Annotated in this window: 17 protein-coding genes; 13 read left to right on the top strand and 4 right to left on the bottom strand. The window is 65.7% G+C overall.

Going from position 1 to position 18,043, the window contains the following annotated elements; translation table 11 throughout:
• Nucleotides 1-167 precede the first annotated feature (167 nt).
• From CDI09_RS06665 to CDI09_RS06605, 13 genes are all read left to right on the top strand, one after another.
• Nucleotides 168-2,102 carry a peptidylprolyl isomerase gene (locus CDI09_RS06665; protein ID WP_078524311.1) on the top strand — a complete coding sequence of 645 codons (1,935 nt, stop codon included), beginning with the start codon at nucleotides 168-170 and terminating at the stop codon, nucleotides 2,100-2,102.
• Nucleotides 2,099-3,664 carry an anthranilate synthase component I gene (gene trpE / locus CDI09_RS06660; RefSeq protein WP_078524310.1) on the top strand — a complete coding sequence of 522 codons (1,566 nt, stop codon included), beginning with the start codon at nucleotides 2,099-2,101 and terminating at the stop codon, nucleotides 3,662-3,664. The genes CDI09_RS06665 and trpE overlap by 4 nt, the downstream gene beginning before the upstream one ends.
• 101 nt (nucleotides 3,665-3,765) lie before the next feature.
• Nucleotides 3,766-4,362 (top strand): anthranilate synthase component II, encoded by a 597-nt coding sequence (locus tag CDI09_RS06655; protein ID WP_078527651.1) that lies wholly within the window; start codon nucleotides 3,766-3,768, stop codon nucleotides 4,360-4,362.
• Between the two features lie 6 nt (nucleotides 4,363-4,368).
• Nucleotides 4,369-5,703, top strand: coding sequence for an anthranilate phosphoribosyltransferase (gene trpD, locus CDI09_RS06650; RefSeq protein WP_078524309.1), 1,335 nt, complete (start codon nucleotides 4,369-4,371; stop codon nucleotides 5,701-5,703).
• A gap of 18 nt (nucleotides 5,704-5,721) precedes the next feature.
• Nucleotides 5,722-6,621, top strand: a complete 900-nt coding sequence (gene trpC, locus CDI09_RS06645; RefSeq protein WP_078524308.1) for an indole-3-glycerol phosphate synthase TrpC — start codon at nucleotides 5,722-5,724, stop codon at nucleotides 6,619-6,621.
• Nucleotides 6,618-7,109, top strand: a complete 492-nt coding sequence (gene moaC / locus CDI09_RS06640; protein ID WP_078524307.1) for a cyclic pyranopterin monophosphate synthase MoaC — start codon at nucleotides 6,618-6,620, stop codon at nucleotides 7,107-7,109. Before trpC ends, moaC begins: the two co-directional genes overlap by 4 nt.
• A 135-nt stretch (nucleotides 7,110-7,244) precedes the next feature.
• Nucleotides 7,245-8,204 carry a pyruvate dehydrogenase (acetyl-transferring) E1 component subunit alpha gene (gene pdhA / locus CDI09_RS06635; protein ID WP_236944706.1) on the top strand — a complete coding sequence of 320 codons (960 nt, stop codon included), beginning with the start codon at nucleotides 7,245-7,247 and terminating at the stop codon, nucleotides 8,202-8,204.
• A gap of 7 nt (nucleotides 8,205-8,211) precedes the next feature.
• The gene (locus CDI09_RS06630; protein ID WP_078524305.1) at nucleotides 8,212-9,567 is read left to right on the top strand and encodes a pyruvate dehydrogenase complex E1 component subunit beta; all 1,356 of its coding nucleotides are present in this window, start codon (nucleotides 8,212-8,214) and stop codon (nucleotides 9,565-9,567) included.
• 12 nt (nucleotides 9,568-9,579) lie between these two features.
• Nucleotides 9,580-10,812, top strand: coding sequence for a pyruvate dehydrogenase complex dihydrolipoamide acetyltransferase (locus CDI09_RS06625; RefSeq protein ID WP_078524304.1), 1,233 nt, complete (start codon nucleotides 9,580-9,582; stop codon nucleotides 10,810-10,812).
• Nucleotides 10,813-10,825: 13 nt separating this feature from the next.
• Nucleotides 10,826-12,235, top strand: coding sequence for a dihydrolipoyl dehydrogenase (gene lpdA / locus CDI09_RS06620; protein ID WP_078524303.1), 1,410 nt, complete (start codon nucleotides 10,826-10,828; stop codon nucleotides 12,233-12,235).
• A 150-nt stretch (nucleotides 12,236-12,385) separates the two neighbouring features.
• The gene (lipA, locus tag CDI09_RS06615; protein ID WP_078524302.1) at nucleotides 12,386-13,378 is read left to right on the top strand and encodes a lipoyl synthase; all 993 of its coding nucleotides are present in this window, start codon (nucleotides 12,386-12,388) and stop codon (nucleotides 13,376-13,378) included.
• The gene (locus CDI09_RS06610) at nucleotides 13,379-13,861 is read left to right on the top strand and encodes a type II toxin-antitoxin system RatA family toxin (protein WP_078524301.1); all 483 of its coding nucleotides are present in this window, start codon (nucleotides 13,379-13,381) and stop codon (nucleotides 13,859-13,861) included.
• Between the two features lie 39 nt (nucleotides 13,862-13,900).
• Nucleotides 13,901-14,182 carry a hypothetical protein gene (locus CDI09_RS06605; RefSeq protein ID WP_078524300.1) on the top strand — a complete coding sequence of 94 codons (282 nt, stop codon included), beginning with the start codon at nucleotides 13,901-13,903 and terminating at the stop codon, nucleotides 14,180-14,182.
• Nucleotides 14,183-14,315: 133 nt separating this feature from the next.
• On the opposite strand, the gene CDI09_RS06600 is transcribed toward CDI09_RS06605, so the two are convergent.
• From CDI09_RS06600 to CDI09_RS06585, 4 genes are read right to left on the bottom strand one after another with little or no spacing between them, the layout of a single operon-like run.
• Nucleotides 14,316-14,819, bottom strand: a complete 504-nt coding sequence (locus CDI09_RS06600; protein WP_078524299.1) for a CinA family protein — start codon at nucleotides 14,817-14,819, stop codon at nucleotides 14,316-14,318.
• A gap of 35 nt (nucleotides 14,820-14,854) precedes the next feature.
• Nucleotides 14,855-15,319: a phosphatidylglycerophosphatase A family protein gene (locus CDI09_RS06595; RefSeq protein ID WP_078524298.1), complete on the bottom strand. Its 465-nt coding sequence runs from the start codon at nucleotides 15,317-15,319 to the stop codon at nucleotides 14,855-14,857.
• A complete protein-coding gene (locus CDI09_RS06590) occupies nucleotides 15,319-17,313 on the bottom strand; it encodes a lytic transglycosylase domain-containing protein (protein ID WP_078524297.1) in 1,995 nt (664 codons plus the stop codon). The genes CDI09_RS06595 and CDI09_RS06590 overlap by 1 nt, the downstream gene beginning before the upstream one ends.
• The gene (locus tag CDI09_RS06585; protein WP_078524296.1) at nucleotides 17,313-17,918 is read right to left on the bottom strand and encodes a YjbE family putative metal transport protein; all 606 of its coding nucleotides are present in this window, start codon (nucleotides 17,916-17,918) and stop codon (nucleotides 17,313-17,315) included. Before CDI09_RS06585 ends, CDI09_RS06590 begins: the two co-directional genes overlap by 1 nt.
• Between the last annotated feature and the right edge of the window lie 125 nt (nucleotides 17,919-18,043).

Below are 18,043 nucleotides of genomic sequence, written 5' to 3'. Positions count from 1 at the left end.
TGCAACCCGCGCGCGCGGCACAGCCGGCCCGCATGCATGCTAGCGCTGGTCAAACCGCCCCCGTGACCGTATGGTGCCCGACCGGAAAACAGGGCCGCCCGCACGGCGTACGGGGTGCGCGGGTCTGATCCGTCCGCCTTTATCTTGGTCCTGGTGCAGGGTTTTTCATGCTGTCTTTTCTGTATCGCGTGTTTGTCGATTCATGGGTGGGGCGTATCGTCGCCGGGCTGTTCTTCCTGGCCTTCATCGGTTTTGGCGTGGGGGATGTGCTGCTCAATATCGGCAGTGAGCGTGCCGATGTGGCCGCCCGCGTGGGCAACCGCCCCATACTGGTGCAGACCTACCAGAACGCGTTGCAGACCGAGATGCCGCAGGTGGCGCAGTCCATGCACCTGACCGACCCCTCGCAGATTCCCCCCGCCACGCGCGCGCAGGTGGCCCAGCAGGTGCTCGGTCGCCTCATGCTGCAGGCCGAGATTGCCGAGGCGGCGGACCGCCATGGCCTGATCGTGCCCGATTCCGTGGTGCGTAATGAAATCTTCTCCATCCCCGCCTTCAAGGGGCGCGATGGCCAGTTCGACCGTGCCCTGTTCAATGACCGCCTGCGCCGCACCGGCATGACCGAGGGCCGCCTGATCGAACTGGTGCAGCAGGAACAGGCCTCGCGCGTTCTGCTTCAGCCGATTCGTGATGGCGTGGCCGCCCCGGACGTGATGGTGCGCCACGTGTTCGATTTCGAGGCCCAGACCCGCACCATCGACCTCGTGCGCGTGCCGTTTGCCGAGCAGAATGTGGCCGCCACCCCCACCGCGGCGCAACTGGCCCGCTACCAGGTCAACCACCCGTGGGAATTTACCGTGCCGGAATACAGGCATGCCCGCATTGTTGTGCTGTCGGCCGATACGATTGGCCAGCGGCTTGATGTGACCGATGCCGACCTGCATCAGGCCTATGAGGCGCAGGCCCAGACCTTCAACCAGCCCGAGCGGCGCAACGTGCAGATCGTGACCGTGCCGACCGAGGAGCGCGCCAGGGCCCTCGCCGCGCAGTGGACGGATGGCGCCGCCTGGGCCAGCGTGCAGAAAAACGCGGGCAAGGATGCTGCGGCGGTTGAACTGCCGGGCATCAAGGTTGGTGACGTGCCCTCGGCCGATCTGGGCAAGCAGATCTTCGCGGCCCCCGCCGATGCAACGCAGGGTCCCATCAAGAGCGAGGGCGGCTGGGTGGTCTTTCGCGTGACAGCCATCAATGCCGCGCATTTCACGCCCTTTGATGAGGTGAAGCAGGCCCTGCACGACAGGCTCGCGCATGAGCGCGCCAGGGCGCTGCTCGCCGACCGGGTGCAGAAGCTGCAGGATGCGATTGCAGGCGGCGGGCTTGACTCCATTCCCACCGATCTGGCCGCCACCGCCGTTTCGGGCGATCTTGATGCCCGGGGCCTGACCCATGAGGGCACACCCGCCCCCATTCCCGGCAGCGACGCCGCCCGGCAGGCGATCATCGCGCGCGTGTTCTCGCAGGCAAAAGGGGCGAACCCCGAGCTGGTGGCGGGGCCTGATGGCGTATGGTATGCTGTGGCGGTTGATGGCGTAACGCCGGGCCATGTGCAGACCCTGGCCGAGGCCGGGCCGAAGGTTGCGGCCGCATGGCAGGAAGCGGCCCGTCGCCACATGGCAGACCAGCAGGCCACTGCCTATTACACGCAGGCCACGGCTCAGGGCGGCCTGGGCCATGTCAGCCCCGCCATTGCCGGGCTTGAGCACAGCCAGCCGATCTCGCCCATGCAGCCCGCGCCTGAAATCCCGCGTGAGGTGGCAGCCCTGATCTTCCGCCTGTCGCAGCCGGGGCAGAGTGTCATGACGCAGGCGGGCGATGCGTATGTCGTGGCCACGCTCACCGCCATCAACCACCCCGACCCGGTCACCCAGAAGAACCTGTATGACCAGGTGCGTGCCGGGCTGAACCAGTCGATGGGCGATGATATTGAAATGAGCTATGGCGCGGCGCTTGAGGGCATCATCAAGCCCAAGCCCAATAATGGCGCGATTCAGGCGGTCATGGCGGAAGTGACCGGCCAGCAGAATACGGGAGCAGCACAGTGAGCGCACAGGCAGCAGGCTCTGGTTCCCTTCTCCCTCAGGCCGGGCGCGACGCGGCGCTGGCCAGCCTGCGGGCGGGGCAGGCCAGTGTGGCGTGGCGTGTCGAGCCCGCTGATCTGCTCACGCCGGTCGCGGCCTTCCTGCGGCTGGCAAAGCTGGCGCGCAGCCATGGCGGCGGCAATGGCGGGCATAACGCCTTCCTGCTTGAAAGTGTCGAGGGGGGCACCTCGCGCGGGCGCTACTCGGTCATTGGCCTGCTGCCCGACCTGATCTGGCGCTGCCATGACGGCAGGGCCAGCGTGTGCACTGACCCCGCAGCCCCCGCCCATGTCTTTACGGATGAGGCCGAGGCTCCGCTGGTCTCGCTGCGGCGCATCCTGCACGAAAGCCGCATCGACCTGCCCGAGGGCCTGCCGCCCATGACCGGCGGGGTATTTGGCTATCTGGGCTATGACATGGTGCGCCAGGTCGAGCACCTGCCCGACATGCCCGCCGATGACCTGAACCTGCCCGAAGGCATTCTCATCCGCCCCGGCCTGTTCGCCATATTCGACACCGTGCGCGATGAACTGCTGCTGGCAAGTCCGCTGCGCCCCCGGCCCGGTGTCACGCCCGAGACCATATGGGAAGAGGGGCAGGCCCGCCTGCAGCAGGCCCGCGCGGCACTCTCCACCCCGGTGGAACTGCCCGATGCGCCTGCGGGGGCGATCGAGGCGCCGGTGCCGCAATCCACGCTGTCGCGTGAGGCGTTCTGCGATATCGTGCGGAAGTTGCAGGAATACATTGCGGCGGGTGATGCGTTCCAGATCGTGCCGAGCCAGCGCTTCAGCGCGGCCTTCACCCTGCCGCCTTTCGCGCTGTACCGTGCGCTGCGGCGCATCAACCCCGCGCCTTTCCTGTTCTATCTCGACCTTGACGGGTTCAGCCTTGTCGGTTCCTCGCCCGAGATTCTGGTGCGCCTGCGTGAGGGCACCATGACCGTGCGCCCGCTGGCGGGCACCCGCCCGCGTGGCCACACCGCGGCGGAGGATCTGGCGCTGGAAGAGGAACTGCTGGCCGACCCCAAGGAACGCGCCGAGCACCTGATGCTGATCGACCTCGGCCGCAACGACGTGGGCCGCGTGTGCGAACTCGGTTCGGTCAGGGTAACCGAGCAGTTCGTAATCGAGCGCTTCAGCCATGTCATGCACATTTCCTCGAACGTGGAGGGCACTCTGAGGCCGGGGCTCGAGGCGCTTGATGCGCTGATGGCGGGTTTCCCCGCAGGCACGCTGACCGGTGCGCCCAAGATCCGCGCCATGGAAATCATTGACGAGGTGGAACCCACCCGCCGGGCGACCTATGCCGGGTGCATCGGCTATTTCGGCCCCGATGGCGACATGGATACCTGCATCGGTCTGCGCATGGCGGTGGTCAGGGACGGGCGTATGTACGTGCAGGCGGGCTGCGGCGTGGTGGCCGACAGCGTGCCCGAGGCGGAATACGAGGAAACCCGCCAGAAAGCCCGCGCCCTGTTCCGCGCGGCGGAGGAGGCGGTGCGTTTTGCCAGTGATGAGGGTGCATAAGGCAATTTGATAGCAGGGGCGTGCATGATAGGATGCGCCCAGACATGCCGGGGCAGGCCACAGTGTTTGACCCGGCCCAGCGGAAAAGCCATGATACGCCCATGATCCTCCTGATCGACAATTATGACAGTTTCACGTTCAATCTCGTCCATTACCTCGGTGATCTGGGCGAGACATGCGATGTGTACCGTAACGATGCCATCAGCGTGGAAGAAGCGCTTGCGCTCGGGCCCGAGGCCATTGTCATCTCGCCCGGCCCCTGTTCGCCCAACGAGGCCGGGATCTGCTGCGACCTGATCGCCGCCGCCGCAGGCAGGGTGCCGGTCTTTGGGGTCTGCCTTGGCCACCAGGCCATCGGCCAGGTGTTTGGTGGCAGGGTGGTGCGCGCGCCCATGCCCATGCATGGCAAGGTCTCGCCGGTCTATCATGATGGCACCGGCGTCTTTGCCGGCCTGCCCGATCCCTTCAACGCCACCCGCTACCACAGCCTGACGGTCGATCCCGACAGCCTGCCCGATACGCTGGTACCCACCGCCCATACATCCGATGGCGTGATCATGGGCCTGCGCCACGCCAGCCTGCCGATCTTTGGCGTGCAGTTCCACCCCGAGAGCATCGCCTCGGAATATGGCCACGAGATCATGGCCAATTTCCTGTCCATCGCGCGTGGCAGGAACACACCGCGCAAGGCCGCCTGAGCCGATATGGGCAGCACGATGGACAACGCCCCCGATCCGCAGGCCGCGTTCAGGGATATTCTGGCCCGTGTCGTGGGGCAGGGGGACGTGTCGCCCGAACTTGCACAGGCCGGGCTGGGGCAGGTGCGCGCCGGGCAGGTGGCGGAAATTCCGGCGGTCGCGTTCCTCACCGGGCTGCGCCTGCGCGGCCTGCTGCACGCTGACCCGGTGGAGCTTGAAGGCGTCATGACCGGGCGCGCGGCTGACCCTTCGGCAGCGTCCGCCACGTTTCGGGCTGTTGTGGATGCGGTGCTTGAAGGCCACGAACTGTCGCCCGGGATGGCGGATGAAGCCTTCGGGCTGATTATGGATGGAGCGGTGGGCGAGGGCATGCTGGCTGCGTTCCTGACCGCGCTGCACATGCGCGGCGAGAGCGTGGTCGAGCTCGAGGCCGCCGTAAAGGCCATGCGCGCGCGCATGCTGGCCGTGCCCGGCATGCCCGAGGGCGCCCTTGATGTATGTGGCACCGGCGGCGACGGGCTGGGCACACTCAATGTCTCGACAGCCGTGGCCTTTGTACTGGCAGCCCTTGGCGTGCCGGTGGTCAAGCATGGCAACCGCGCCCTGTCATCACGCTCGGGTGCGACGGACGTGCTGCTGGAACTCGGCGTGCCGATGCCCGTTGACGCCGCACCGATCGGGCAGATGGTGGCGGCGTATGGCGTGACGTTCCTGGCCGCGACAAGCCATCATCCCGCCATGCGTCATGTGGGGGCGGTGCGCCGCGCGCTGGGGTTCCGCACCATTTTCAACCTTGTCGGTCCGCTTTCCAACCCCGCCGGGGTCAGGCGGCAGCTCGTGGGCGTGTTCACGCCGCAATGGCTTGATGTCATGGTCCGCACCCTGCGCGCGCTCGGCTCCGAGCGGGTCTGGGCGGTGAGCGGGGATTGCGGACAGGGGCGCTTTATTGATGAACTGACTCTCGCTGGCCCCACACAGGCCTGCGTGCTGGAAAATGGTCAGGTCCACACCCTGACCATCGAGCCCGGAAAGACCGGCCTGCAGCCCGCCCCCATCGCGGCCATTGCGGGCGGTGCATCCGCCCATAATGCCGCCGCCCTGCGCGCGCTTGCGGCAGGCGGGCGGGGTGCCTACCGTGATACCGTGCTGCTCAATGCAGCCGTGGCATTGCATGTGGCGGGGCGAGGGGACAATATCATGCACGGTGGCGTGATTGACTATGCCGCCCTGCAGGAGAACATCCGCCTCGCTGCGGATGTGCTCGACAATGGCGCGGTCGCGGCCGTGCTGGAGGCTGTCCGGCAGTTCCGGGCAGACGGGCCAAACAGAGTAACAGGGTAAAACATGAACGACACGCCAATGACCCCCCCCCAGACAGGCAGTGTCCAGCCCGTGGATGTGGACAGCATCCCCGATGTTCTGGAACGTATCTGTGCACGGACCCGGGTGGACGTGGCGCAGCGTGCCAAGGTCATGCCGCTGAAGGAAATCACCGCCCGCGCACGTGAGGTGAACACCCCGCCGCGTGGCTTTGGCCAGGCGCTGAAGCAGAAGACCGCCGACCATCAGATCGGCCTGATCGCGGAAATCAAGAAGGCCTCGCCTTCTGCCGGTATCCTGCGCCCCGACTACGAGCCCACCGTCATTGCCGAAGCCTACGAGGCGGCGGGAGCGGCGTGCATTTCCGTCCTGACCGAGGGTTCATGCTTCCACGGCAGCGCCGAGGACCTGACCCGCGTGCGCGAGGCCTGCAAGCTGCCCATCCTGCGCAAGGATTTCATCATCGACCCGTGGCAGGTGCATGAAAGCCGCCTGATGGGCGCGGACTGCATCCTGCTCATCATGGCCATCCTGACCGATGCCGAAGCCGCCGAGCTGCTCGACATCGCCCGTGGCCTCGACATGGACGTGCTCGTGGAAGTGCATGATGAAGGCGAGCTCAACCGCGCGCTGGCGCTCGATACCTCGCTGATCGGCATCAACAACCGTAACCTCAAGACGCTGCAGACCGATATCGAAACCACCTGCCGCCTTGCCCCGCTGGTGCCGCCCGACCGGATTATCGTATCCGAAAGCGGCATCCGCACGCATGCCGATGTGATGAAGCTCAACGCCATTGGCGCATCGGGTTTTCTGGTGGGCGAGAGCCTGCTGCGGCATGAAGATGTGGGGGCTGCCGTGCATGCCCTGCTCGGCACCACCGCCCCGGCCAGCCCGGACGCGGGTGAGGCCGCTCCACCCGCCGAGAGCACGCCATGACCGCACCCCGCCTGTCACATCTCGATGCGGCGGGGCACGCGGTCATGGTCGATGTCTCGGCCAAGCCTGACACGCGCCGCGAGGCCGTGGCGCATGGGCACATAAAAATGCGCGCTGCGACGCTGGGCCTGATCCTGGCGGGTGCGATGCCCAAGGGCGATGTGCTGGCCACGGCGCGCATCGCGGGCATCATGGCGGCCAAGAAAACGGCAGACCTGATCCCGCTTTGCCACCCGCTGGCCATTTCCTCCGTCAAGGTGGAGCTGGTGCCGGACGGGGCGGGTGAGGGGATCGAGATTACCGCGCGCGTGCGCACCACGGGGCCGACCGGGGTGGAGATGGAGGCGCTGACGGCGGCTTCCGTCGCGGCGCTGACCTTATATGACATGTGCAAGGCGGTGGAGCGTGACATGGAAATTGGTCAGATCCATGTGATCCATAAATCCGGCGGCGCGTCTGGCACTTATGATCGTGCATCAGGTTCCTGATGACACTGGCTACACCCTGCAATCTCAACGGCTGCCCTGCCCCGCGCGGGTGGCGGCACGGCCACCATGAACCAAGGACGTTCGATGAGTAACGAGACCGATCCCGGCCTGGGGGGCGGCCACAACAGCCGCGCCATGACCGAAGCCGACCTGAAGCATGCCTATTATCAGATGGTGCTGATCCGCCGCTTCGAGGAGCGTTCGGGCCAGCTTTATGGTATGGGGCTGATTGGCGGGTTCTGCCACCTGTATATCGGGCAGGAAGCCGTCGTGGTCGGGATCCAGATGGAACTCAAGCAGGGTGACAAGATCATCACCTCCTACCGCGACCATGGTCAGATGCTTGCCGCCGGCATGGACCCGCGCGGCGTGATGGCCGAGCTGACCGGGCGCGAGGGAGGGTACTCCCACGGCAAGGGTGGGTCGATGCACATGTTCTCGAGCGAGAAGCACTTCTATGGCGGCCACGGCATCGTGGGCGCGCAGGTCTCGCTGGGCATCGGGCTGGCATTTGCTAACAAGTATCGTGGCACGGACGAGGTTTCGGTCACGTATTACGGCGAGGGCGCCTCCAACCAGGGCCAGGTTTACGAGAGCTTCAACCTCGCTGCCCTGCACAGGCTGCCCTGCCTGTTCGTGCTGGAGAATAACCGCTACGGCATGGGCACCAGCGTTGAGCGGGCTTCGGCCTCCAAGGCGCTGTGGCGCAATGGCGAGCCGTGGGGCATTCCGGGCATGTATGTCGATGGCATGGACGTGCAGGCCGTGCGCGCCGCCGCAGCCGAGGCCGTGGCCCATTGCCGCGCGGGCAAGGGGCCGGTGTTGCTCGAGGTCGATACCTACCGCTACCGTGGCCACTCCATGTCCGACCCGGCGAAATACCGCCAGCGCTCGGAAGTGGATGAAATCCGCAAGAACCAGGACCCCATCGACCGCGTGCGCCGCGAGCTGCTGGCCATGGGCGTGGAAGAAAACGAACTCAAGGCCATGGACGAACAGGTCAAGGCGGTTGTGACCGATGCGGCGTCGTTTGCCCAGACCAGTCCCGAGCCCGACCCCTCGGAGCTGTGGACGGACATACTGGTGGAAAGCTGATCTAGAAATGGCAACAGAAATACTCATGCCCGCCCTTTCTCCGACCATGAAGGAGGGGAAGGTGGCCCGCTGGCTGCGCAAGCCGGGTGACGCGATCACCGCAGGCGACGTGATTGCCGAGATCGAGACCGACAAGGCCACGATGGAAGTCGAGGCCGTGGATGAAGGCACCCTTGGCCAGATCCTTGTGCCCGAAGGCACCGAGAATGTCGCGGTCAACACGCCCATCGCCGTATTGCTGGCGGAAGGCGAGGATTCATCGGCCATGCCTGCCGCAGCGCCCACGGCCGCGGCAGAACCTGCTGTAGCGCAGCCTTCCTGCGGGCCGGTCGCGGCCCCGCCAGGGGCTGCCCCCGTTGCCCCGCAGCCGGAAAAGGACTGGGGCGAGACCCAGGAGATCACCGTGCGCGAGGCGCTGCGTGACGCGATGGCCGCCGAACTGGCGCGTGATGAGGATGTGTTCCTGATCGGTGAGGAAGTGGCCCAGTACCAGGGGGCCTACAAGGTCTCGCAGGGGCTGCTCGACCAGTTTGGCGAGAAGCGGGTGATCGACACCCCCATTACCGAGCAGGGCTTTACCGGCATGGCCATCGGCGCGGCCCTGACCGGGCTCAGGCCGATTGTCGAGTTCATGACCATGAACTTCGCCATGCAGGCCATTGACCAGATCATCAACTCGGCGGCCAAGACGCGTTACATGTCGGGCGGGCAGATGTCGTGCCCCATCGTGTTCCGTGGCCCCAATGGCGCCGCGGCCCGCGTGGGGGCGCAGCATTCGCAGTGCTATGCCAGCTGGTACGGCCATGTGCCGGGGCTGAAGGTGGTGGCGCCGTGGTCGGCGGCGGATGCCAAGGGCCTGCTGCGCGCGGCCATCCGCGACCCCAACCCGGTCGTGTTCCTTGAAAACGAGATTCTGTATGGCCAGCGCTTTCCGTGCCCGGTGGATGAGGATTTCATCCTGCCCATCGGCAAGGCCAAGGTGGAGCGCGAGGGGCGTGACGTGACCATCGTCACCTTCTCGATCATGGTGGGCGTGGCCCTTGAGGCGGCGGCAAAACTGGCCGAGCAGGGCATTGAGGCAGAGGTGATCAACCTGCGCACCATCCGCCCGCTTGATACTCAGACCGTGGTGGACAGCGTGAAGAAGACCAGCCGCCTCGTTACGGTGGAAGAAGGCTGGCCGTTTGCAGGCATTGGCGCGGAAGTGGCCATGCAGGTGATCGAGCATGCGTTCGACTATCTTGATGCGCCGCCGGTGCGCGTGGCGGGGGCCGATGTGCCCATGCCGTTCGCCGCCAACCTTGAAAAACTGGCCCTGCCCAATACGGACTGGATCATCAATGCCGTCCGGCAGGTTGTGTGAGGGGAACGCGCGATGTCCATCAACATCCTGATGCCAGCCCTTTCCCCCACCATGAAGGAAGGCACGCTGGCCCGCTGGCTCAAGGCGGAAGGCGACACGATTGCAGCCGGCGACGTGATTGCCGAGATCGAGACCGACAAGGCCACGATGGAAGTCGAGGCCGTGGATGAAGGCATTCTGGGCCGCATCCTGATCGCGGGCGGCACGCACGGCATTGCCGTCAACACGCCCATCGCCATCCTGGTGGCGCAGGGGGAAAGCGTGCCGGATGCACCGGCGCCAGCACCTGCTGCTGCGGCGCCTGAGCGGGTTTTGGCGTCTGCTCCGGCTGCGGCAGTGGCGCCACAGGGCGCTCCGGCGGGCGCGACGAAGGGCAGGCGCGTGTTTGCTTCCCCCCTCGCGCGGCGCATTGCAGCGCAGAAGGGCATTGATCTTGCCACCCTCAAGGGCAGCGGCCCCAACGGGCGCATCGTGCGCCGTGATGTGGAGCAGGCGGCAACTGCCCCGGCACCCAAGGCCGCAGCGCCTGCCGCAACGGTGGAAGAAGCGGGCTTTGAGAGCATTCCGCACACCACCATGCGCAAGGTCATTGCGCGCAGGCTGACGGAATCCAAGTCCACCGTGCCACATTTCTATGTGGAAATGGATGTGGAGCTTGATGCGCTGCTCGCGCTTCGCAGTCAGATGAACGCGGCCTCGCCCGACGAGGGGCCGGGGGCGTACAAGATTTCCGTCAATGACATGCTCATCAAGGCCGTGGCGGTGACGCTGCGCCGCGTGCCGCAGGTCAACGTGTCCTTCACCGAGGAGGCCGTGCGGGTCTATGAGGACGTGGACATCTCGGTGGCCGTCTCCATCCCCGATGGGCTGATTACGCCCATCGTGCGCAAGGCCGACACCAAGAGCCTGCGCCAGATCAGCCTCGAGACGCGCGACCTCGTGGCGCGCGCGCGGGCAGGCAAGCTGAAGCCGGAGGAATTCCAGGGCGGCACCTTCTCCATCTCCAATATGGGGATGTATGGGGTCAAGGCGTTCTCGGCCATTCTCAACCCGCCACAGGCGGCCATCCTCGCCATTGCGGCGGGCGAGCGCAGGCCGGTGGTCAAGGGCAACGAGATCACCATCGCCACTGTCATGACCGTAACGCTTTCGGTCGATCACCGGGTGGTGGATGGCGCGCTGGCCGCGCAGTGGGTCTCGGCTTTCCGCAAGGTGGTCGAAAACCCCATGAGCCTTGTGGTCTGAGGGAGCGCGTTCAATGAGCACCACACAGTTTGATGTCATTGTCATTGGCGGCGGTCCCGGCGGGTATGTCGCGGCCATCCGCGCGGCGCAGCTCAAGCTGAAGGTTGCGGTGGTGGAGGCCTCCCAGCTTGGTGGCATCTGCCTCAACTGGGGCTGCATTCCCACCAAGGCGCTGCTGCGCGCCTCCGAGATCAACCACCTGCTGCATAATCTTGGCGCGTTCGGGTTCGCGGCGGATAACGTGCGCTTTGACTTTGACAAGGTGATCAAGCGCTCACGCGCGGTTTCGGCGCAGCTTTCGGGTGGCGTTGCCCACCTGCTTAAAAAGCACAAGGTCACGGTTATCAACGGTTTTGGCAGGCTGGCCGGAACGGCGGGCGCCAACCGCAAGGTCTCTGTAAGCGTGGAGGGCAGGGAAACCACCGTGCTGACCGCGCCGAACGTGATCGTGGCCACCGGCGCGCGGGCCCGCGTCCTGCCGGGTCTGGAGCCTGACGGCAAGCTGGTCTGGTCCTACCGCGAGGCCATGGTGCCCAAGGCCATGCCGCGCAGCCTGCTGGTGATCGGCTCGGGCGCGATTGGCGTGGAGTTCGCCTCCTTCTACCGCAACATGGGTGCCGAGGTGACCATTGTGGAAGTGGCTGACCGCATCCTGCCGGTGGAAGATGCCGAGATCAGCGGCTTTGCCCGCAAGGCGCTGGAAAAGCAGGGCATGAAGATCCTGACCGGGGCGAAGCTGGGCAAGATCACCAAGGGCGACAATTCGGTCACGATCGAGGTGAGCGCAGGTGGCAAGACCACGCCCATCACGGTTGAGCGCGTAATCTCGGCGGTGGGCATTGTTGGCAATGTCGAGAATATCGGTCTCGAGGGTACGGCCATCAAGGTGGAGCGCACCCATATCACGGTCGATCCCTACTGCCGCACGGGCGAGAAGGGCGTGTTCGCCATTGGCGATATCGCGGCTCCGCCTTGGCTTGCGCACAAGGCCAGCCATGAGGGCGTGATGGTGGCGGAACTGATTGCGGGCCATGAAGTGCACCCGATCAGCCCCATGAACATTCCCGGCTGCACCTACTGCCGCCCGCAGGTGGCCTCCGTCGGGTTGAGCGAGGAGAAGGCAAAGGCGGCGGGCTACAAGATCCGCGTCGGCCGCTTCCCGTTCATCGGCAATGGCAAGGCGATTGCGATGGGCGAGCCCGAGGGCATGGTCAAGACCATCTTTGATGACGCCACCGGTGAACTGCTTGGCGCCCACATGGTTGGCGCGGAAGTAACCGAGATGATCCAGGGCTACGTGATTGCCCGCACGGGTGAGCTGACCGATGGCGAACTGAAGGAAACGGTCTTCCCGCACCCCACCATCTCGGAGACCATGCACGAGGCCGTACTGGCCGCGTATGACGGGGCGCTGCATATCTGACCCCCGCTGAAAGCCGGGGGCAGGGGCCATACCGCACCCTGATCGTGCGGTTGTGATCCCGCCCCCGGCTCAGGGCGCCAAGAATGCTTGACGTCGTGCGGCAGGCGTTTCACTTCTGGTTATCTGCCTGTTTACGGGATTTTTTGCATCATGTCCGTGCGTTTGATGATCGACCACCGCAAGAAGGGTGAAGCCACGCTGCGCCATCCAGAAAAGGCGCACAGGCCCGATAACCCCATTGCCCGCAAGCCAGAGTGGATCCGCGTGCGCGCGCCCAACCACCCCACCTATCACGAGACGCGCAAACTCATGCGCGACAATAACCTCGTGACCGTGTGCGAGGAGGCGGCCTGCCCCAATATTGGTGAATGCTGGTCGCAGCGCCACGCTACCATGATGATTATGGGCGAGATCTGCACCCGGGCCTGCGCGTTCTGCAATGTCACCACCGGCCTGCCCAACGCGCTCGATGCCGATGAACCCGGGCGCGTGGCCGATGCCGTGGCCAGGCTGGGCCTGCGGCACGTGGTCATTACATCGGTGGATCGTGACGACCTGGCCGATGGCGGCGCGCACCACTTCGCCCGCGTGATCGGCGCGATCCGGGCCAGTGCGCCTGACACCACCATCGAGATCCTGACGCCCGACTTCCTGCGCAAGCCTGGCGCGCTGGAAGTGGTGGTGCGCGCCCGGCCCGATGTGTTCAACCACAACCTCGAGACCGTGCCCCGGCTTTACACCACCATTCGCCCCGGCGCGCGGTACTACCAGTCGATGCGCCTGCTTGATGACGTGAAGCGGATGGACCCGTCCATCTTCACAAAATCGGGATTGATGCTGGGACTGGGCGAGGAACGGCCCGAAATCCTGCAGGTCATGGATGACCTGCGCATTGCGGACGTTGATTTCATCACCCTGGGGCAATATCTCCAGCCTACGGTCAAGCATGCGGCGGTGGCCCGGTTTGTAACGCCTGAAGAATTTGCCGATTATGCGGGCATGGCCCGTGTAAAGGGCTTCCTGCAGGTCAGTTCCTCACCCCTGACCCGGTCGTCGTACCATGCGGATTCAGATTTTGCGCAGCTACGCGCCGCACGTGAGCAACGCCTGCGGGCAGAGCGTGGCGCAATGGAGATCAAGTAGATGCCCACCCATGCCGAACGTCGGCTTATTGCCTATTCGCCCAGCCAGCTTTTTGACCTGGTGGCCGACGTCGGGAAATATCCCCAGTTCCTGCCGTGGTGCACCAGTGCCCGCGTGCGCACGCGCACCGCAACCGAACTGGTGGCTGACCTGACGATCGGGTTCGGCCCCTTCCGTGAGACATTTACCAGCCGTGTCCTGCTTGAAGCGCCCAACACCATACGCGTCAGCTACGAAAAGGGGCCGTTCCGCTACCTGAACAACGTCTGGACCTTCACACCCGAGCCGCGTGGCTGCCTGGTCGATTTCTTTGTAGATTTCGAGTTCAAGTCCCGTCTGTTGCAGGCGGCGATCGGGGTGGTGTTCAACGAGGCCGTGCGCCTCATGGTCTCGGCCTTCATCCGCCGCGCACGTGATATTTATGGCCCGCCGCCCGTGGCGGCACCCGCGCAGGTGAGCGCGGCCAAGGCGGGCAACGCCTGATCCCCCCGTATTGATCGAACCGGACAGGAAAACACGTACATGAACAGGATTTTTCCCGCCATCATGGGGGGCATGCTTCTTTGCGTGGCCCCGCTGGCCCATGCAGCCTCGCCCGCGGCACATAAGGTGGAAGCGCCCACGCCCGGCAGCGATGCCGAGACCGCCGACCTGAACGAACAGAGCCTGCAAAAGGCCCGTGCCTCGCTTCAGGCACCGGCTCCTGTGGCATCCGCAGGCCACCCCGTGCAGGCACAGGGCACGGGCCAGACGGCAAGCCCCATTCAGGTGCCGGAAACCGGCAGCACGGTGGCCGGTTACTAAACCGCACCGGCATATCCTGAAAACAGAAGAAAGTTTTTGGTTAGGCTTTTTTCAAAAAGCTTAAAAACGCCGCCTTTTTGAAAGGCTTTTTGAAAAAAGGTGGCCTCTGGAAGCTTCTGTTATTGTGTCGCCCTTATTCCGCCGCCAGTCGGCCCGCATGGTCAAGCAGCAGGCCAAGGGCCGCGCGCACGGCCTGGGTGCGGATATCCCACCGTTCCCCCGCAAAATTGTGCGAGACCGTATGGACCGTGCCGCTACCCGCCACGGCAAACCACACCAGCCCCACCGGCTTGCCCGGCGTGGTCCCGCCGGGGCCTGCAATGCCGGTAATGGCGACCGACAGATTGGCATCGGGCGCGTGGCCGAGTGCACCCTGTGCCATGGCGGCCGCCACCTCGCGGCTGACCGCGCCGTATTCCTCCAGCAGTTTCAGCGGCACGCCCAGCGCATGGTGCTTCATGCTGTTGGAGTAAGTGACAAAGCCGCCGCATACGACATCCGATGCGCCAGCGGCTTCGGTCAGGGCAGCAGCCAGCAGGCCGCCAGTGCAGCTTTCCGCCGTGACAACACGCTGGCCTGCGGCGCGCAGGCGGGCCAGGGCATCGGGCATGCGGCCCAGAAAGGTGTCAGGTAACATCCGCGGCGTTCTCCTTTTTCAGGGGTGTCAACGCATCAGGCAAGGCAACGGATGCCTGCCAGGATTGCAGCGGCCATGATTCCGGCTACCACGTCATCCCCCATGATGCCCAGCGCATCATGCCTGCGGTCGAACCAGCCTACGGGGCCGGGCTTGGTAATGTCGAACAGGCGGAACAGAACGAAGGCCAGCGCCAGCCACAGCCCGTCGGCCCAGCGCAGGCCCTCAAGCGGCAGCGGGGCGAGGGGGAGCATGGCGATCCACATGCCCGCCACCTCGTCGATCACGATCCAGCCGTGATCTTCCCCGCCTGAGGCCAGTTGCGTGGCGCGGTAGCCCACAAAGGTCACCACCAGTACCGCCAGCGCCATCCATATCCACTGCCCCAGCAGTGGCACGCCCACAATCAGGGCAGCGAACGAACCCACCGTGCCCGGCGCGCGGGGTGCAAAGCCGGTGCCACAGAAGCTGGCGATGAAGCGGGCAGGAGAAAACGCCATCAGCCTGCCCCCAATGCCGGATCGGTAGCCTGATAGATGGCCATGTTTTCCTCCACCCGTTCCACGTAGTTGCGCGTCTCGCCAAAGGGGATGCTCTCGATCCAGTCCAGCATGGCATCGGGCACCGGCGTATCGCGCGCGGGGTTGCCCAGAGTGAGCAGCCAGCCATCGGTGCGGTGGGGGCCTGCGTTATAGGCGGCGGCCACATAGGGCACGGCGCCGCCCACGCGCTGGGCGATATCAGCCAGATAGGCGGCGCCGAGCCGCATGTTCAGGTCCGGGTTGGTCAGGCTGGCGGCGCTGACATTCACGTTCAGGCCCGCCTTGCGCGCGACTTCACGCGCGGTGGGCACGAGCATCTGCATCAGGCCAACCGCGTGGGCGGGGCTGACCACGCCTGCGTCAAATCCGCTTTCCTGCCGGGTTATGGCCAGTTCCACATCGGGCGGCAGGGTGCTGGTGGGGGGCGCGCAGGCGCGTGGCCAGCCCTCATGCACCAGTGTAAGCCCGTCCTTGCCTGCCAGGCGGGCCACCATTACGGCGGCATCGGGCATGCCGAGGCGGGTGGCCATGCGGGCGGCAAGCACGTGGGTGATGGGGCTGGTGCCCTGTGCATCGAGAGCGAGGACGAAGTCACGCGCATGGTGGCGGTCGTTCCATGAGACGAGGATCTCGGCCGCGCGCGCAAGGTCGGTGGTGTCGAACCGTACGGAATCGGCCACGCTGGGGCTGGGTTCGCTCTCGTGCAGCAGGTGGGCGCGGATCTGGAGGCCCGCCCTGTCGGGGGTGATAAGCTGGTTGGCGTGGTTGCCCGCCAGCCATTCTATGGCCATCTGGCCATAAAAGGTGTTGGCAAGGGTTGCGGCCTGCGTCCATTGCGCGCGGGCAGGGCCATGGCGCCCGCGTGCCCAGAGCGCGCGGCCCACCCAGAACAGGCCCCGGCTGCGGGTAATGACCGGCACGGCCTGCGCCAGCGGGGCGAAATTGGCCTGCGCATGCTCGGCATCATGCAGGTATTCCAGCCGGATCCAGCCTGTGAGGAACAGGGCGTCATAATGGTTGGCCGAGCCGATATCCGCCGTGTCGTTCGCCATGAACAGCGCGTCATCCACCCGGTGGGCCAGCAACAGGTCGCGCGCCAGCCCGTCACGCTCGCGCCAGAATACGGTGGCAATGGCGGGGGGCTGCTGCTTCTCGGTGTCCACGCCACGGGCGCGCCACAGGTCCAGCGCCTCATCCAGCCGTTGCGCGTGGTGCAGCCAGCGCAGGCGGTCGAGCACCAGCGCGCCGTCGGCCTGCTGCTCGGGCGGCAGGGTGCCCAGGGTTTCTTCCGCCTGCGGGTCGTTGCGGCGGAAGGCCAGGCGCGCGCGGGCCACGGGCTGCTGCACGGCCTCAAGCAGCGCCACCTGCCGGGTCGCGGCATCCACCTTGCCCGCGCGTTCCTGCCGGTCAAAGCGCTGCCAGTGGTCCTGGGGCGTAAACTGCGGCCCGAATCCCGCCTGCAGGGCCTGTGCATCAGTGGGGCTGTCAGCGCGGTTGATCCATGTATCACGCGCCCAGGCCGCCAGCCTGCCGGGGGCGGGGGTGGCATGGGCGCAGCGCAGCAGGGCGTGTACATCGGTCAGGGGCAGGCGGGGGCACAGCGCGCCCGCCACCGCATCATCCGCTTCCCCCGCCAGCGCCTGCTGGTAACGGGCAAGCAGGAGGCCACGCTGGGGCCAGGCGGGATTTTCGTTCAGGAAGGTGGCGTATTCCTCCGCCGTGCCGCCAGCACCCGAGAGCAGGCGCAGATAGACCAGCAGCTTGGCCGCGATGGGGTCATCATCGGCATTGCCCGTGGCGGCCTGCCGTGGCGTGGGCCAGTCGGCGCCTGCTGGCGTCTGCGCCATCGCCGCAGGAGCCGCCAGCCCCGCCATGACGGTGGCGAGGCAGGCCGCCCGGCCCAGATGGTGCAGGCGTGGGGCGCGCAGGCGCAGGGGGCTGGGGCGCGGCATCAGCCGACATGCCCCACATGCGCCCAGACCTCGCCGCCTCCCTTGACGATCAGTTCAATGGCCACCGCCAGCACAACCAGCAGCCCCACCCACGAAATCCATTTGTACCGCTCCAGCAGTCTCGCAATGAGCGAGGCCGCGACCGCCATCAGCACCACCGATATGACCAGCCCGGTCACCAGCACGCCCATATGCTCGCCCGCCGCCCCGGCCACGGCCAGCACGTTGTCCAGGCTCATGGACAGGTCTGCCACGATGATGCGGATGATCGCGCGGCGGAGGGAACCGGGGGCAGGGGTATCCGTTTCGGCATGGGAATCACCGCGCATCTCGCGGAACATGCGCCAGCATACCCACATCAGCAAAAGGCCACCCGCCAGTGTCAGCCCGATGATGGCCAGCAGCCTGACCGCCACCAGCGCCAGCCCGATGCGGATGACCGCCGCCCCCAGCACGCCGCACAGTATGGCGATTCGGCGTGACTGCTGCGGCAGGTTGCGTACCGCCATGCCCACTACAATGGCGTTATCACCCGCCAAGGTTACGTCAATCAGGATAACCTGGGCCAGTGCGTAGAGGGAAGAAGGGGAAAAAATGGCGGACATGGGCAGATGGGTTCCTGAAGGAAAGGGCGTGCCGCAGGGCAGGTCGGGCGTGGCAGGTGCTTTATGCCGCCGCGTGTGGGCAACATGCAATCATGCCTGTCATTACAGATTGTATGCCATGGACA

Origin of the sequence: Komagataeibacter nataicola, from assembly GCF_003207795.1 — a bacterium.
GTDB lineage: Bacteria > Pseudomonadota > Alphaproteobacteria > Acetobacterales > Acetobacteraceae > Komagataeibacter > Komagataeibacter nataicola.
Note: the sequence above shows the minus strand (reverse complement) of the source record. Positions and strands in the feature narration are given on the sequence as shown.

Excerpts from the sequence above, each read along its gene's own strand:
- lpdA (WP_078524303.1), top strand. The coding sequence starts at position 10,826 with ATGAGCACCACACAGTTTGATGTCATTGTCATTGGCGGCGGTCCCGGC.
- CDI09_RS06625 (WP_078524304.1), top strand. The coding sequence starts at position 9,580 with ATGTCCATCAACATCCTGATGCCAGCCCTTTCCCCCACCATGAAGGAA.
- CDI09_RS06630 (WP_078524305.1), top strand. The coding sequence starts at position 8,212 with ATGGCAACAGAAATACTCATGCCCGCCCTTTCTCCGACCATGAAGGAG.
- CDI09_RS06610 (WP_078524301.1), top strand. The coding sequence starts at position 13,379 with ATGCCCACCCATGCCGAACGTCGGCTTATTGCCTATTCGCCCAGCCAG.
- moaC (WP_078524307.1), top strand. The coding sequence starts at position 6,618 with ATGACCGCACCCCGCCTGTCACATCTCGATGCGGCGGGGCACGCGGTC.
- pdhA (WP_236944706.1), top strand. The coding sequence starts at position 7,245 with ATGACCGAAGCCGACCTGAAGCATGCCTATTATCAGATGGTGCTGATC.
- trpD (WP_078524309.1), top strand. The coding sequence starts at position 4,369 with ATGGGCAGCACGATGGACAACGCCCCCGATCCGCAGGCCGCGTTCAGG.
- CDI09_RS06595 (WP_078524298.1), bottom strand. The coding sequence starts at position 15,319 with ATGGCGTTTTCTCCTGCCCGCTTCATCGCCAGCTTCTGTGGCACCGGC.
- trpC (WP_078524308.1), top strand. The coding sequence starts at position 5,722 with ATGACCCCCCCCCAGACAGGCAGTGTCCAGCCCGTGGATGTGGACAGC.
- CDI09_RS06585 (WP_078524296.1), bottom strand. The coding sequence starts at position 17,918 with ATGTCCGCCATTTTTTCCCCTTCTTCCCTCTACGCACTGGCCCAGGTT.
- CDI09_RS06655 (WP_078527651.1), top strand. The coding sequence starts at position 3,766 with ATGATCCTCCTGATCGACAATTATGACAGTTTCACGTTCAATCTCGTC.
- CDI09_RS06605 (WP_078524300.1), top strand. The coding sequence starts at position 13,901 with ATGAACAGGATTTTTCCCGCCATCATGGGGGGCATGCTTCTTTGCGTG.
- CDI09_RS06600 (WP_078524299.1), bottom strand. The coding sequence starts at position 14,819 with ATGTTACCTGACACCTTTCTGGGCCGCATGCCCGATGCCCTGGCCCGC.
- CDI09_RS06590 (WP_078524297.1), bottom strand. The coding sequence starts at position 17,313 with ATGCCGCGCCCCAGCCCCCTGCGCCTGCGCGCCCCACGCCTGCACCAT.
- CDI09_RS06665 (WP_078524311.1), top strand. The coding sequence starts at position 168 with ATGCTGTCTTTTCTGTATCGCGTGTTTGTCGATTCATGGGTGGGGCGT.
- lipA (WP_078524302.1), top strand. The coding sequence starts at position 12,386 with ATGTCCGTGCGTTTGATGATCGACCACCGCAAGAAGGGTGAAGCCACG.